Source organism: Pseudomonas sp. MWU16-30322 (assembly GCF_020515535.1).
GTDB classification, from domain to species: Bacteria; Pseudomonadota; Gammaproteobacteria; order Pseudomonadales; family Pseudomonadaceae; genus Aquipseudomonas; species Aquipseudomonas fluorescens_H.
The window spans coordinates 67919-85064 of record NZ_JAIWYL010000016.1; the positions used below are offsets into that span (position 1 = coordinate 67919).

4 protein-coding genes (1 of these 4 only partly in view) are annotated in these 17146 nt (G+C 63.5%); 3 read left to right on the plus strand and 1 reads right to left on the minus strand.

The genetic code is table 11. From position 1 onward, the window contains the following. The 3 genes from LCH64_RS26810 to LCH64_RS26820 form a co-directional block, all read left to right on the plus strand. Positions 1-12296 carry the 3' portion of a non-ribosomal peptide synthase/polyketide synthase gene (locus LCH64_RS26810; RefSeq protein WP_226501804.1) on the plus strand. It extends 5548 nt beyond the left edge of the window, so 12296 of the gene's 17844 nt are visible here — the last part of the coding sequence; its start codon lies off the left edge, out of view; its stop codon occupies positions 12294-12296. A 66-nt stretch (positions 12297-12362) separates the two neighbouring features. Next, positions 12363-13511: a macrolide transporter subunit MacA gene (gene macA / locus LCH64_RS26815; protein ID WP_226501805.1), complete on the plus strand. Its 1149-nt coding sequence runs from the start codon at positions 12363-12365 to the stop codon at positions 13509-13511. 2 nt (positions 13512-13513) lie between these two features. Continuing rightward, a complete protein-coding gene (locus tag LCH64_RS26820; RefSeq protein WP_201137890.1) occupies positions 13514-15469 on the plus strand; it encodes a MacB family efflux pump subunit in 1956 nt (651 codons plus the stop codon). Positions 15470-16382: 913 nt separating this feature from the next. Here LCH64_RS26820 and LCH64_RS26825 read toward each other — a convergent pair. Beyond that, entirely contained in the window at positions 16383-17141 is a 759-nt protein-coding gene (locus LCH64_RS26825; RefSeq protein ID WP_003224228.1) for a helix-turn-helix transcriptional regulator, read from the minus strand. Positions 17142-17146 lie beyond the last annotated feature (5 nt).

The window sequence follows — 17146 nt, forward strand, 5'->3', positions numbered from 1 at the left end:
ACTTTGTTCCGTCGATGCTCGATGTGTTCCTAGCTCATGCTGACACCGCACGTTGCAGCAGTCTGCGGCAAGTCATGTGCAGCGGCGAAGCCTTGCCGGGCAGCGTGGTACGGCGCTTCAAGCAGCAACTGCCGGCCAGCCAATTGCACAACCTCTATGGCCCGACCGAGGCCGCGGTGGACGTGACCGCATGGAATTGCGCCGGGCCGCTGGAAAGCACCCCGGACAACACGCCGATCGGCAAACCGATCGCCAACACCCGCATGTACATCCTCGATGCCCAGCAACAACCGGTGCCGCACGGCGTGGTTGGCGAGTTGTACATCGGTGGCGTGCAGGTGGCGCGCGGTTATCTGAATCGCCCGGAGCTGAATGCCGAACGCTTCCTCAACGATCCGTTCCAGGCCAATGGGCGGATGTACCGCACCGGCGACGTCGCCCGCTATCTGCCGGACGGCAATATCGAATACCTCGGCCGCAACGACGATCAGGTGAAGATCCGTGGTTTGCGCATCGAACTTGGCGAGATTCAGGCACGCCTGACGCAGATCGACGGCGTGCAGGAAGCCGCCGTGCTGGCCCGCGAGGACGTGCCGGGCGACAAGCGTCTGGTCGCTTACTACACCGGCGCACCGCTGGAAATTGAAACACTGCGCGGCCACTTGTTGGAAAATCTGCCGGACTACATGGTGCCCGCCGTATTCGTGCATCTCGATGCACTGCCGCTCAGCCCCAACGGCAAACTCGACCGCAAGGCACTGCCGGCCCCGGATCTGGCGGCGCTGACCGCCCGTGAATACGAAGCGCCGGTCGGCGAAGTGGAAATCGTCCTTGCGCAGCTCTGGGCTGAATTGCTCAAGGTCGAGCGGGTAGGGCGCCATGACCATTTCTTTGAACTCGGCGGCCACTCGCTGCTGGCGGTGAATCTGGTGGCGCGGATGCGCCGTGCCGGCCTGACCGCCGACATCCGCGTGCTGTTCAACCAGCCGACCCTGGCTGCACTGGCCGCTGCCGTGGGTGGCGAGCCCGAGGCCGAAGTCGCGGCCAACCTGATCACGGCGAACTGCACGCGCATCACCCCGGAGCTGTTGCCACTGGTGGCGCTCGATCAGTCGAGCATCGACCGCATCGTCGCCAGCATCCCCGGCGGCGTGGCCAACGTGCAGGATATTTACCCGCTGGCGCCGTTGCAGACGGGGATCCTGTTCCATCATCTGTCCGCCGCGCAGGGCGATCCGTATGTGTTGCAGGCGCAGTTTGCATTTGCCGATGAACAACGCCTGAACACTTTTACCCAAGCCTTGCAGAACGTAATCCAGCGCCACGACATCCTGCGCACTTCGCTGTTCTGGGACGGACTGCAAGACCCGGTGCAAGTGGTCTGGCGTGAGGCGCCGCTGGCGTGCGAATGCCTGGAACTGCATGACGCGGACGGCGATGTACTGGAGCAATTGCGCCAACGCTTCGACGCTGCGCAATACCGCATGGCCGTCAATCAGGCGCCGCTGATGCGCGTGGTACATGCGCGGGATGCAGCCAATCAACGTGTGGTGGCGTTGTTGCTGTTCCATCACCTGGTGATGGACCACGTGGCACTGGAGGTGCTGCAACACGAAATGCAGGCGTTCCTCAGCGGCCAGCCGCAACGTCTGGCCGAACCGGTGCCGTATCGCAATTACGTGGCGCACAGCCGTGGCGCAATCAGTGATCAGGCGCATGAAGCGTTCTTCCGCGAAATGCTCGGTGACGTCAGCGAAGCGAGCGCGCCGTACGGCCAGCAGAGCATTGCCGAGGGCCACGCCGCAGAAGCACGACGGGTACTCGACCTCGATCTGAGTCAGCGCGTCAGGGCCAAGGCCCGGCGTTTGGGGATCAGCGCCGCGAGCCTGATGCATCTGGCCTGGGCGCAGGTGCTGGGAAAACTCTCCGGGCGTGACGCGGTGGTGTTCGGCACCGTGTTGCTGGGGCGGTTGCAGGCGGGTGAGGGCGCCGAACGCGCGCTGGGGGTGTTCATCAACACCTTGCCGCTGCGCGTCGATCTCGGGCAACGCTCGGCGCAGGAAGCCGCGCTCGCCACCCACCAACAGTTGAACGCGCTGCTGCAACATGAGCATGCGCAATTGGCACTGGCCCAGCGTTGCAGTGGTATGCCCGCCGGCACGCCGTTGTTCAGCACGCTGTTCAACTATCGCCACAGCGCAACTGCCGGCACGCCTTCCCCGGAGGCGGCGAACGCGTGGCAAGGCATGCAGTTGCTCAATACCCAGGAGCACACCAATTACCAGTTGAGCGTGAGTGTCGATGACCTCGGCGAAGGTTTCGGCTTCACCGCACTGGCTGCCCCCGGCATTGATCCCGCACGCATCTGCGAGTATTTGCAGCGAGCGGTGAGCAACCTGCTGCAGGCACTGGAGCAGACACCGCAAGTGAGCGTTGACCAGGTGTCGATCCTGGCGCCGGACGAACGCCGGCAATTGCTGGTCGAGTTCAACACCACCGAGCGGGAATACCCACGTGCGCTGACCGTGCACGCATTGTTCGAAAGGCAAGTGGCGGCAGATCCACACGCCATCGCTGTCGTGCATCGCGGGCAAACGTCGAGTTATGGCGATTTGAATGATCGGGCCAACCGCTTGGCCCACTACCTGATCGCTCAAGGCGTACAGCCGGGCGATCATGTGGCGATCCTGCTGCCGCGCTCGCGGGAGCTGTTGCTCGCGCAGCTGGCGGTTGCCAAGTGCGCAGCGGCCTATGTGCCGCTGGACATCAACGCGCCGAGCGAGCGGCAGGCGTTCATGCTCGAAGACAGCCGCGCCGTGGCGTTGCTGACCCTGCGTGGCGAAAACATCGACTATCCACTGCAGCGCATCGATCTGGATGCCCTGACGCTGAACGACCAGCCTGCGCACAACCCGAACCTGGCGCAGTCCTCGGAGACGCTGGCGTACATCATGTACACCTCCGGTTCCACCGGTACGCCGAAGGGTGTGATGGTGCCGCACCGTGGCATCGCTCGCCTGGTGCTGAACAACGGTTACGCCGATTTCAACCCGCAGGATCGCGTGGCGTTTGCCTCCAACCCGGCGTTCGACGCCAGCACCATGGACATCTGGGGGCCACTGCTCAACGGCGGACGCGTGGTGGTGATCGATCACCAGACCCTGCTGGATCCGCACGCGCTCGCTCGTGAATTGAGCGCCAGCGGCGCGACAATCCTGTTTGTCACCACGGCGCTGTTCAACCAGTACGTGCAACTGATTCCGCAGGCCCTGAAAGGCTTGCGCATGGTTCTGTGCGGCGGTGAACGCGGCGATCCGGCAAGCTTCCGTCGCTTGCGGGCCGAGGCGCCACAGTTGCGCATCGTGCATTGCTACGGCCCGACCGAAACCACCACTTACGCCACCACGTTTGAAGTGCACGAAGTGGCGGAAAATGCCGAAAGCGTGCCGATTGGCGGGCCGATCTCCAACACCCAGGTGTATGTGCTCGATGCGCAGCAGCAACCGGTGCCGATGGGCGTGACCGGCGAGTTGTACATCGGCGGGCAGGGCGTGGCCCTCGGTTACTTGAACCGTGCCGATCTGACGGCGGAAAAATTCCTGCCCGATCCGTTCAGCGACCGTCCGGGCGCGTTGCTCTACCGCACCGGCGACCTCGTGCGCTGGCTGGCGCCGGGGCAGCTCGATTGCATCGGACGCAATGACGATCAGGTGAAAATCCGTGGTTTCCGCATCGAACTCGGCGAGATCGAAAATCGTCTGCTGGGCTACCTGGGGATCAACGAAGCGGTGGTGCTCGCCCGTCGCGATGGTCAGGAACCGCTGCGGCTGGTGGCCTACTACACCGCGCACGACGGCACGCTGGACCTCGCCGACTTGCGTGAGCATTTGCAGGCGCAGTTGCCGGAATACATGGTGCCGAGTGCCTGGGTGCAGCTCGATGCCTTGCCGCTGAACAACAACGGCAAGGTTGATCGCAAAGCCTTGCCCGAACCGGATGCTGCGGCGTTGTTCACCCGCGAATACGTTGCGCCGCAAGGTGAACTGGAAACCGCGCTGGCGCAGATCTGGGCCGAGACCCTGCAAGTCGAACAGATCGGCCGCCATGACCACTTCTTCGAACTCGGCGGGCATTCGTTGCTGGCGATGCGCATGCTGTCGCAGGTGCGTCAACGTCTCGGCGTCGAACTGCCCCTGAGCGAGTTGTTTGCCGATCCGCATCTCAGCGCAGTGGCCGAGGTGTTGAATCGTGCCGGGCGCAGCACGCTGCCGGAGATCGTCGCGGCGGCGCCTGATCAAGCGCTGCCACTGTCCTTCGCCCAGCAGCGCCTGTGGTTCCTCGCGCAAATGGACGGCGGCAACTCGGCGTACAACATTCCGCTTGGTCTGCGCCTGCGCGGGCAACTCGATGGCGAAGCGCTGCAACGCGCACTGGCGCAGATCGTTGCGCGCCACGCAACCCTGCGCAGCCGTTTCGTCAGCATCGACGATCAGGCGCAGGTGCTGATTGCCCCGGTCGATAGCGGTCTGCTGTTGCCGATTGAAGACCTGCGCCAAGACCCACAGGCCGAAGCCAGCGTGCAGGCGCTGCTCGCGCAGGAAGCCGCGACAGCCTTCGATCTACAACGCGATCCACTGATTCGCGGACGCCTGATACGTCTGGCCGACGAACACCATGTGCTGTTGCTGACCGTGCATCACATCGTCGCTGACGGTTGGTCGATGGGCGTGCTCACCCGTGAACTGATGGCGCTGTATCAGGCCTTCAGTCACGGTCAGCCGGATCCATTGCCACCGTTGACGCTGCAATACGGCGACTACGCCGTGTGGCAACGGCGCTGGCTCAGCGGCGAGGTGCTGCAGCGGCAAAGCGATTACTGGCAGCAGACCCTCGACGGCGCGCCGGCCTTGCTGACCCTGCCCACCGACCGTCCGCGTCCGGCGCAGCAGGACTTTGCCGGCAGCAGCGTCGAAGTACGGCTGGATGAGCGTCTGAGCGCCGGGCTCAAAGCCTTGAGTCAGCGTCACGGCGTGACCCTGTTCATGACCCTGATGAGTGCCTGGTCGCTGTTGCTGAGTCGTTTGTCCGGGCAGTCCGACGTGGTGATCGGCTCGCCGGTGGCCAACCGCACCCGCGCCGAGATCGAAGGCCTGATCGGCATGTTCGTCAACACCCTGGCGCTGCGCATCGACACCTCGGGTGAACCGAGCGTGGCCACGCTGTTGGCGCGGGTCAAGGCGCGCACGCTGGAGGCGCAGGCGCATCAGGATCTGCCGTTCGAGCAAGTGGTGGAAATCACCCGGCCGGCGCGCAGTCTGGCGCACAGCCCGTTGTTCCAGAGCACGCTGAGCTGGGACAGCAGCGTCGGGCCGAACCTGGCGCTGGGCGATCTGCGCCTCGAAGGTGTGGCTGCGCCGGGCCGGGTGGCCAAGTTCGACCTGACTTTGACGCTGGGTGAGGTCAACGGGGTGATTCGCGGATCGCTGGAATACGCCACGGCGTTGTTCGAACAATCGACCGTCGAGCGTTACGTCGGCTACTTGCAGCGCCTGCTGGCGGCGATGGTCAACGATGAGCAGACCGTGCTGGAGCGGGTGCCGTTACTCGCCGAGTCTGAGCGTCAGCGCTTGCTGTACGACTTCAATGCCACGGCGCGCGAATACCCGCAAACGCTGACCGTGCACGGGATTTTCCAGCAGCAGGCAGCGGCGCATCCGAAGGCAGTGGCGGCGGTGCATGGCGAGCATTCGTTGAGCTACTTTGAGCTGAACGCCCAGGCCAACCGTCTGGCGCATCACTTGATCAGCCAAGGCGTACAGCCGGGCGATCACGTGGCGATCCTGCTGCCACGCTCGCTGGAGCTGCTGGTGGCGCAACTGGCGATTGCCAAATGCGCGGCGGCCTATGTGCCGCTGGACATCAACGCCCCGAGCGAGCGTCAGGCATTTATGGTCGAGGACTGTCAGGCCGCAGCGTTGCTGACCCTCAGCCGTGAAGTCATCGACTACGCTGCGCCACGCATCGACCTTGACCGCTTGATCCTCAGCGGCCAACCGACGCACAACCCGAACCTGCTGCAATCCTCGGAAGCGCTGGCGTACATCATGTACACCTCCGGTTCCACTGGCACGCCGAAAGGCGTGATGGTTCCGCACCGCGCCATCGGCCGCCTGGTGCTGAACAACGGTTACGCCGATTTCAATGCGCAGGACCGCGTGGTGTTCGCTTCCAACCCGGCGTTCGACGCCAGCACCATGGACATCTGGGGGCCGCTGCTCAACGGCGGGCGGGTGCTGGTGATTGATCATCAGACCTTGCTTGATCCAAACGCATTCGGTCGTGAGTTGAGCGCCTCCGGGGCGACCGTGCTGTTCGTCACCACTGCGCTGTTCAACCAATACGTGCAACTGATTCCGCAGGCCCTGAAAGGCTTGCGCATTCTGCTGTGCGGCGGTGAGCGCGGCGACCCGGCGGCGTTCCGTCGACTGTTGGCCGAGGCGCCCGCGCTACGCATCGTGCACTGCTACGGCCCGACCGAAACCACCACTTACGCCACCACCTTCGAAGTGCGTGAAGTGGCGGAAAACGCCGAGAGCGTGCCGATTGGCGGGCCGATCTCCAACACCCAGGTGTATGTGCTCGACGCGCATCAGCAACCGGTGCCGATGGGCGTGACCGGCGAGTTGTACATCGGCGGGCAGGGCGTGGCGCTGGGTTACCTGAACCGCGCCGATCTGACCGCCGAGAAGTTCCTGCGCGATCCGTTCAGCGATCAGCCGGGCGCGCTGCTGTATCGCACGGGCGACCTCGCACGCTGGCTGGCGCCGGGGCAGCTCGATTGCATCGGGCGCAATGACGATCAGGTGAAGATTCGTGGTTTCCGTATCGAACTGGGCGAAATCGAAAACCGCCTGCTCAACTGCCAGGGGATCAAGGAAGCGGTGGTGCTGGCGCGCCGCGATGGTCAGGACATCACGCGTCTGGTGGCGTACTACTCCGCGCACGCCGGCCGCCTGGACAGCGCCGATCTGCACGCGCAGTTGCTGGCACGACTGCCGGAATACATGGTGCCGAGCGCGTGGGTGCAACTGGATGGGCTGCCGTTGAACAACAACGGCAAGGTCGACCGCAAGGCGCTGCCGGCGCCGACCCAGGCAGCGATGCTCAGCCGGGTGTATGTCGCGCCGATCTCGGCGCTGGAACAACATTTGGCGCGGATCTGGGCCGGTTTGCTGCAGCTCGAACAGGTCGGTCGTCACGACAACTTCTTCGAACTGGGCGGGCACTCGTTGCTGGCAATGCGCATGCTGTCGCAGGTACGCCAGCAGTTGGGCGTCGAGCTGACACTCGCCGAGTTGTTCGCCAACCCCGAGCTGGCCGCTGTCGCCGAGGTGCTGAGCCGGGCGGGGCGCAGCACCTTGCCGGAGATTTTGCCGGCGCCCCGCGATCAGCTATTGCCGCTGTCTTTCGCTCAGCAACGCCTGTGGTTCCTGGCGCAGATGGACGGCGGCAACAGCGCCTACAACATCCCGGTCGGTCTGCGCTTGCGCGGTCGGCTGGATGAAGACGCGCTGCAACGGGCACTGGCACACATCGTCGCGCGTCACGAAACCCTGCGCAGCCGCTTCAGCCAGATCGATGATCAACCGCAGGTGCTGATTCTGCCGGCGGACACCGGTCTGTTGCTGCCGGTAGAAGACCTGCGTCAGCACCCGCAGGCTGATAACGCCTTGCGCGGCCTGATCGAGGAACAGGCCTGCGCTTCGTTCAATCTGCAGCACGATGCGCTGCTGCGCGGACGTCTGGTGCGTCTGGCGGATGATCATCATGTGCTGTTGCTGACGCTGCACCACATCATCGCCGATGGCTGGTCGATGGGCGTGCTGACCCGCGAGCTGGCCGCGTTGTATCAAGCGTTCAGCCGTGGCGAAGACGATCCGCTGCCGCCGCTGGCGCTGCAATACACCGACTACGCCGTGTGGCAGCGGCGCTGGCTCAGTGGCGAGGTGCTGCAGCGCCAGAGCGATTACTGGCAGCAGACCCTGGCCGGCGCGCCAGCCCTGCTGACCCTGCCCACTGACCGTCCGCGTCCGCCACAGCAGGACTATTCCGGCAGCCGCGTCGACATGCTGCTCGATGAACAGTTGAGCGCCGGTTTGAAAGCCTTGTGTCAGCGTCGCGCGGTGACGCCGTACATGGTGATCATGAGCGCCTGGGCGATGTTGCTCAGTCGTTTGTCCGGGCAGAACGACGTGGTGATTGGCTCGCCAGTGGCCAACCGCACCCGCGCCGAGATCGAAGGCCTGATCGGCATGTTCGTCAACACCCTGGCGCTGCGCATCGATACCTCGGGCGAGCCGAGCGGCGAGACGCTGCTGGCGCGGGTCAAGGCGCAGACTCTGGACGCTCAGGCGCATCAGGATCTGCCGTTCGAACAAGTGGTGGACATCAGCAAACCGGTCCGCAGTCTGTCGCACAGCGCGCTGTTCCAGACCATGCTCAGTTGGGACAACAACGAAGGTCCGAGGCTGACCCTCGGCGACCTGACCCTGGAAGGCGTGGCCGGCGAAAGCCATTTTGTGAAGTTCGACCTGTCGCTGAGCCTCGGCGATTCGCCCGACGGGATTCGCGGCTCGCTACGCTACGCCACGGCCTTGTTCGATGAGTCGACGGTGCAGCGTTTTGTCGGCTACTTCCAGCGGCTGCTGGCGGCACTGGTCAACGACGATCAGGCCGTGCTTGCGCAAGTGCCGTTGCTGGACCGGCAGGAGCAACAGCGCTTGCTCATCGACTTCAATGCCAGCGAGGTCGAGTGCCCGCTGGAGCAGCCGTTGCACACGCTGTTTGAAGCGCAAGTGCGGCGCAAACCGGACGCTGTCGCGCTGCAATCGGAGCAAGGAAACCTGACCTACCGCGAGCTCAATCAGCGTGCTAACCGTTTGGCGCAGCACCTGCGCGAACTCGGTGTGCAGCCGGACGCGCGGGTGGCGATCTGCGTCGAGCGTGGGCTGGATCTGGTAGTCGGTCTGCTCGGCATTCTCAAGGCCGGTGGTGCGTATGTGCCGCTGGATCCGGGGTATCCGGCGGAGCGTCTGGCGTACATGCTCAAGGACAGCGCGCCAGTGGCGGTGCTGGTGCAGACCGCTACTCGCGGGTTGTTCGATGAAGCGGCCGCCACGGTGATCGACCTTGACCGCAGTACCTGGCAGCACCTGCCGGATCACGATTCGCCAGTGCCGGGCCTCAGTGCTTCGAACCTTGCGTACATGATCTACACCTCGGGTTCGACCGGGCTGCCGAAGGGCGTGATGATCGAGCATCGCAGCGCCTGCAACATGGTGCATTGGGGTTCGCAGATTTCGCCGCCGACCGAACACGGCGCGCTGCTGCAAAAGGCACCGTTCAGCTTCGACAGTTCGGTGTGGGAGATTTTCTGGCCGCTGTGTTCGGGGATGCGTCTGGTATTGGCGCGACCGGATGGCAACCGCGATTCGGCCTATGTGGTGCAGACCATTCGTGAGCAGCAGGTGACGGTGGTCAAGTTCGTTCCTGCGCTGCTGCAGCAGTTCATCGAACAGGACGGTGTCGAGCAGTGCACCAGCCTGACCGATGTACTCAATGGTGGCGGCGAACTCAGTGCAGCGCTGGCCCGCCAGGTGCGCGATCGCCTGCCGTGGGTGCGGTTGCACAACGTTTATGGACCGACTGAAACCACGGTGGACAGCACGGGCTGGACGCTGGAACCGGACATGCCAGTGCCGGAGAGCGTGGTGCCGATCGGCACAGCCTTGAGCAACACGCGGCTGTACGTGCTCGATGCGTACGGTCAACCGGTGCCACAAGGCGTCAGCGGTGAGTTGCACATCGGCGGCGTCGGCGTGGCGCGCGGTTATCACGGTTTGCCGGAAATGCAGGCCGAGCGCTTCATCGACAGCCCGTTTGTGCCGGGTGATCGCCTGTACCGCACGGGAGATCTGGCGCGCTACAACAACCACGGTGAACTGGAATTCCTCGGCCGCAACGACTTCCAGATCAAGCTGCGTGGCTTGCGCCTGGAGCCGGGGGAAATCGAGGCGCGGCTGATCGAACATCCGGCGATTCGCGAGGCGGTGGTGATGGTCCGTGATGAGCGTCTGGTGGCCTGGTACACCGTGCGTTCCGGCGTGGAAGCACCGAGTCTTGAGACGTTGCGCAGCCATGTGCTGGAGCGTCTGCCGGAGTACATGGTGCCGGGCGCGTTCGTGTTGCTCGACGCCTTGCCGCTGACACCGAACGACAAGATCGATCGCAAAGCCTTGCCGGAACCGGGTGCAGACGCGGTGATCAACCGCCCATACGTGGCGCCACAGGGTGAAGTCGAAACCGCGCTGGCGCAGATCTGGGGTGAAGTCCTCGGCGTCGAACAGGTCGGTCGCCATGACAACTTCTTCGAACTGGGCGGGCATTCGTTGCTGGCGGTGAAGCTGGTCAATCTGATGCAACGGGCCGGGCTGCCACTGTCGCTGGCCGAACTGTTCCAGCATCCGAGCGTCGAGTCTGCCGCTGCGCTGCTCAGTCAGGGCGAGGCGGTCAGTCAGCCTGAAGGGCTGGTCGTGGTGCGTGCCGGGACGCACGGTACGCCGCTGTTCCTGATGCACGAATTCAGCGGCAGGGACGTGTATTTCCCGACGCTGGCCCAGCACATTGGTGGCGAGTTCCCGATTTACGGCCTGCCCGGCGTACCGCTGGGGCAAGCGCAATTGCGCACGCTGGAGTGCATGGCACAGCGCATGGTCGGGATCATCCGCGCCGTGCAGCCACACGGGCCGTATCGACTGGCGGGCTGGTCGTTCGGCGGGGTGCTGGCGCATGAGGTCGCGCAGCAATTGCTCGGCCTCGATGAGCCGGTGGATTTCATCGGCATGCTCGACAGCTATGCGCCAAACCCGCTCGCCCAGGACAAGGCAATGTGGAGCGGCGAGGGCCTCGACAAGCGCCAGTTGCTTGGCCATTGCCGTGGCCGTTCGCTGATGCTCGGTGCCGAAAGCGAGGCAGCATTGGCGGCGGTGCAAGCGCTGGAAGCGCAAGTCGAACAACTGGATTTCCCCGAGCTGTTCAAGCGCTGCCAGGCACAGCAACTGACCGATCCGGAACTGGCGGCGGTCAGCGCGACGGACGCTTGGCATTACTTTGATCGCGAAGCGGCGCATCGCCTGGCGCTGGCGCATTACCGGGTCAGCCCGGCGAGCCAGACGATCCATCTGTTCCGTGCACAGGAGTTGATGGACGGCCAGTCGCTGCCGAGCCCGACGCGCGGCTGGGAAGAGCGCTTCGATATTGGCTTGCTGCACTGCATCGACATCCCCGGCGATCACCGGACCATGATGAAGCACCCGCACATCCAGGCACTCGGCCAGGCCATTACCCAGGCGCTGGAAACCCTGGTGACGCCGGAACCGACGCTGTATCAACCGCTGCTTACGATTCAGACCGGGCAGCCGGGGCATGCGCCGATTTTCTGTGTGCCGGGGGCGGGTGACAGTGTCACCGGGTTCATTCACCTGACCGAGGCCATCGGCCCGGAATGGCCGATCATCGGTCTGCAACCGCGCGGGCTGGACGGCGCCAGTGTGCCGCACAGCGCGGTCGAAGCCGCTGCCGCGTTCTACCTGCAGGCCATCGAGCAGATTCACCCGCAAGGGCCGCTGCACCTGATCGGTCATTCGTTCGGCGGCTGGGTCGCGCACGCCATGGCCGCGCAGTTGCAGGCGGCCGGGCGCGAGGTGGCATCGCTGACGTTGATCGACAGCGAGGCACCGGGCGGTGACGGCACGGCGGGCAAGCCGTACACGGCCACTGCTGCGCTGCAACGGTTGATCGACACCCTGCAACTGTCCTGTGGCAAATCGCTGGGCATCGATCCTGCGACCTTCGCCAACGCCGATGACAGCACGCAACTGCGCCTGCTGCACGAAGGCATGGTGCGCGCCGGGGTGTTGTCGGAGCGGGCGGCGCCGAACGCGATGCACGGCCCGGTGCGGACCTTCGCCAGTGCCTTGCGCACGGTCTATCAACCGCGTCTGGCCTACACCGGGCCGGTGCGGCTGGTGCTGGTCGATGACCCGACGCTGGACGAGTGGGGCAATCAGCGCGAACAGGCGGCGGTGCTTGCAGGCTGGCAGCGACAGGTCAGCGATCTGGCGGTGTGGTACGGGCCGGGCAACCACTTCACGATTCTCAAGGCGCCCAACGTCTTCAGTTTCGCTGCGTGGTGGCATGACGGTCTGTCGCTGGCGGTCGGCGAAGTGCTGTCCTGAGTGTTGTTTCTCTATCAAGACCCGGCCACTGGCCGGGTTCATCCCTGAACGGACTTGTGGTTATTTATGGAAAAGTCGAAGTTGCGCAAAGTCGGTATGGGATTGGCGTTGGCGGCGGTGGCCGGGTTGGTGCTGTACACGGTGCAGGCACCCGCCGAAGCGCCGAAATACCAGACGGCGCCGGTCGAACGCACGGATATCGAAAACACCGTGCTTGCCACCGGTTTGCTCGAAGGCGTCAAGCAGGTGGACGTCGGCGCTCAGGTGTCGGGGCAGTTGAAGTCGCTCAAGGTCAAGGTCGGCGACAAGGTGAAGAAGGGCCAGTGGCTGGCCGAGATCGATCCGCTGGTGCTGCAGAACACCCTGCGTCAGGCTCAGGTCGATGAGGAAAACCTGCAGGCGCAAAAGCGTGCCACGCAAGCCCAGCTCAAGCAGACCAAAGCGATTTACGAGCGTTATCAGAACCTGCAGGAAGACGCCTCGATCTCGCGTCAGGATTTCGAGACCGCGCAATCGAACTACGAGGTGCAGCAGGCCAATCTGCTGTCGCTGGACGCGCAGATCAAGAGCGCGCACATCCAGATCGACACTGCCAAGGTCAACCTCGCGTATACGCGGATCGTCGCGCCGATCGATGGCGATGTGGTCGGCATCGTCACCCAGGAAGGCCAGACCGTGATTGCCAATCAGTTGGCACCCGTGCTGCTGAAACTGGCAGATCTGGACACCATGACCATCAAGGCCCAAGTGTCGGAAGCCGACGTGATCCACATTGCGCCGGGGCAGGAGGTGTATTTCACCATTCTCGGCGAGGAAAAACGCTATTACGGCAAGCTGCGCGGCACCGAGCCGGCACCGCAGAACTTCCTCGAAACACCGCCGGCCGGTACGCCGAAACAAAACACCGCGGTGTTCTACAACGCGTTGTTCGAGGTGCCCAACCCCGACCATCGCTTGCGTATCTCGATGACCGCGCAGGTGCGCATCGTCCTCGATACTGCGCAATCGGTACTGACCGTGCCGGTGGCCGCGCTCGGGCCACGCAACGCCGATGGCAGTTTTCCGGTGCGGGTGCTGGACGCCAAGGGCCAGGCGCAGTCGCGCAACGTGCAGACCGGGATCAACAACAACGTCAAAGTGCAGATCAATCAGGGCCTCAGCGAAGGCGAACGGGTGGTGATCGGTGATCCGCTGCCCGCCGTGGCGGGGGCTTGAGCATGACGCAGCCGCTACTGCAACTGACCGGCATCACCCGCAGTTTTACCGCCGGCGACCGTGAATTTCTCGCACTGAAGAACATCAACCTGACGATCAATGCCGGGGAAATGGTGGCGATCATCGGCGCCTCCGGCTCCGGCAAGTCAACCTTGATGAACATCCTCGGCTGTCTCGATTACGCCACCGCCGGCAGCTACAAGATCAACGGTCAGGAGACCCGCGACCTTGATGATCAGGCGCTGGCTGAGCTGCGCCGCGATTACTTCGGTTTCATCTTCCAGCGCTATCACTTGCTGCCGCACCTGAGCGCGATGCACAACGTCGAGATGCCGGCAATTTACGCTGGCATCCCCGCGCCGCAACGCCACGCCCGCGCCCGCGAGCTGCTGGCGCGTCTGGGTCTCGATGGGCACCTGACCCACCGGCCGAGCCAGCTCTCCGGTGGTCAGCAGCAGCGGGTGAGTATCGCCCGGGCCTTGATGAACGGCGGGGAAGTGATCCTCGCCGACGAACCCACCGGCGCCCTCGACACCGCCAGCGGCAAGGAAGTGATGCGCATCCTGCTGGAGCTGCACGCGGCCGGGCACACGGTGATTCTGGTGACCCACGACCCGAAAGTCGCGGCCAACGCCGAGCGCATCATCGAAGTCAGCGACGGTGAAATCCTCAGCGACCGCCGCAACCAGCGCGATACCGGGCAACTGCCGGGTGAAGACGTGCCGCCAAAGCCCCCGGCGACCCGCCGCCTGGTGGCCAGCCTCGGGCTGTTCAAGGAAGCCTTCAACATGGCCTGGGTGGCGCTGATTTCACACCGTATGCGCACCTTGCTGACCATGCTCGGGATCGTCATCGGCATCACTTCGGTGGTGTCGATTTCGGCGATCGGCGAGGGCGCGAAAAACTACGTGCTCAAGGACATTTCGGCGATCGGCAGCAACACCATCGACATCTATTCCGGCACCAGTTTCGGTGACAAGCGGGCCGCCTCGATCGAGACACTGGTGCCGGCGGATGTCACCGCGCTGAATCAACTGTATTACGTCGACAGCGCCACCCCGGTGGTCGGCCGCAGCATGCTCCTGCGCTATCGCAACATCGACCTCGACGCGCAGATCAACGGCGTCAGCGAGCAGTACTTTCAAGTGCGCGGAATCAAACTGGAGGCGGGCATCACCTTCAGCGAGAGTGATGCACGGCGCCAGGCGCAGGTGGTGGTGATCGACTACAACACCCGGCATCGGCTGTTCGCCGAGGGCGTCGATCCGCTGGGCCAGGTGATCCTGATCGGCAACCTGCCGTGCACCGTGATCGGCGTCGCAGCCGAGAACAAAAACCTGTTTGCCTCAGGCAAGACCCTCAACGTCTGGGTGCCCTACGAAACCGCTGCCGGGCGCCTGCTCGGCCAGCGCTTTCTCGACAGCATCAGCGTGCGGATCAAGGACGGCCAGTCGAGCAAAGTCGTGGAAAATCACGTCACCCAATTGATGCTGCAACGCCACGGCATCAAGGATTTCTACACCAACAACCTCGACAGCGTGATGCAGACCGTGCAGAAAACCAGCCGCTCGCTGGCCTTGCTGCTGTCGCTGATCGCGGTGATTTCGCTGGTGGTCGGCGGCATTGGCGTGATGAACATCATGCTGGTGTCGGTCACCGAGCGCACCCGCGAGATCGGCATTCGCATGGCGGTCGGCGCCCGCCAGTCGGACATTCGTCAGCAGTTTCTGGTGGAAGCGGTGATGGTCTGCCTGCTCGGCGGGGCCATCGGCATTTCCCTGTCGTATGCCATCGGCCACCTGTTTTCGGTGTTCATCAAGGAGTGGGAGATGGTGTTCTCCATGGCCTCGGTGGTGACGGCGGTGATCTGCTCGACGCTGATTGGCATCGTTTTCGGCTTCGTCCCGGCGCGAAATGCTTCGCGCCTGGACCCGATCGAGGCGCTGGCGCGGGACTGATTGCCGGAGCTGATTGGCCGGGCTCGTGCCTGAAGTGCACAAATCGAAAGGGACGGGTCATGAACCCGTCCCTGTTTTTCGTCCAGGCCTGCTGGCGATGGCGGCCTGACAACCAACCGGTCCCCAACTGAATGCACCCAATCCAATTGTGGGAGCCAGCCTGCTGGCGATGACGGCCTACGAGCCGACCAATCCCTGACTGAATGCTCTCGGTCAAATAGTGGGAGCTGGCTTGCCAGCGATGACGGCCCACAAGCCGATCACCCTCCCAACTGAATGCGCTCATTCCAACTGTGGGAGCGAGCCTGCTCGCGAAAGCGGCCTGCCAGACAACATCAAAACAACAGAGCAGACCCCGCACATAAACGCACCCCTGCAACCACGTTTAAAGTACACGAACCGTTACGCCATAACGGCTACAACGCTTTGCGCCGTTACCTACGCGTACGCCAGAATCCGCCGGCTTACACGGCTATGGGCCGGGTTATATCGTTTCCCTGTCACTGCAAAACAGTGATGGGGTTTGGTAGCCCGTCTCGAGTTGTATTGCGACACCTTCATTGCTGTCCCTTTTTTGAGGAATAGCTTTGTATGGTGGGCATGCGTGGGGCTCATTCGTGAGCGCCGGGTTTCCCAATTCGACCGGTCTACCAACCCGCGCATGGCCGCCACCCGCCGTTTGGTAGCGAGGGGGATGGCTCCTATTGTTCAAATTGGAGTTTCATTTATGTTCAAAGCCACACCCAACCCCCCGGACGTCGATCCAATTCCGTATGGGCATTGCGTTTAGGTGGTGATGCTGGGGGAGTTGGCGGTGAATCAGGCGCTGGATAGAGTCGTGCCGAAGGATTAGGCCCCCAATGTAAAAAACCGCCGTCCGGGGAGGGCGGCGGTTTTCTGTTCAGCTTCGGACTCAGGCTGCGCTGGTGGCGTGGCTGGTGTCCTCCGGCGAATACATCCAGCGCATCAACGAATGCCGGCCACTGATTCCCAGTTTGATCGCCGCGCGCTTGAGATAGCTTTCCACCGTGTTGACCTTCAACTGCAATTGCTCGGCCAGTTCCGGCGCGGTGCGTCCGGCGAGCAGGCCGATGCACACTTCGGTTTCGCGATTGGACAGGCTCAGGCCCAGTTGCTGTAAACGCTCGTTGAAGCGCAGCCGCAGGTTTTCCAGGCCCTGTTGTGCGCCGTCAGCGCCGGGCGACGGGTCTTCTGTGTTGGCCTGCTGGGGTTGCAGGGCGTGAATGTGTTTTTCCAGCATCGGCAACAGCACCGGAGAAATGTCCTGCAACAAACTCTGCTCCTGAGCCGAGAATCGCTGCGACTGGTCGTTGCGATACACCGAAATCACGTAGCGGTAGCCGTCCTTGCGCCGGGTCAGGTGCAGCTGCGAGGCATCGGCGCTGGCCGAGGCTGGCGGGTCCATCGGCTCGCTCGAGCGTGCGGCAATCTGTTCGCAGAATACCGTTTCAGCCTGCTGGGCCGAGTCTTTGCCGGTTTCCGGCGGGTTGCGATGGGCGGGGCGGCCCACCGGCTCGACGCGCATCTGGCGAATGTGGGTGGCGTCCACCGCCAATTGCGTCTGGATCAGGTCATGCAGCATCCGCGGAAAGTGCCGGCTGCCGGTGCTGGCGATGACTTTACCGATGTGGGGAAACAGGTGTGAGTTCATAAACA

Excerpts from the sequence above, each read along its gene's own strand:
- LCH64_RS26820 (WP_201137890.1), top strand. The coding sequence starts at position 13,514 with ATGACGCAGCCGCTACTGCAACTGACCGGCATCACCCGCAGTTTTACC.
- LCH64_RS26825 (WP_003224228.1), bottom strand. The coding sequence starts at position 17,141 with ATGAACTCACACCTGTTTCCCCACATCGGTAAAGTCATCGCCAGCACC.
- macA (WP_226501805.1), top strand. The coding sequence starts at position 12,363 with ATGGAAAAGTCGAAGTTGCGCAAAGTCGGTATGGGATTGGCGTTGGCG.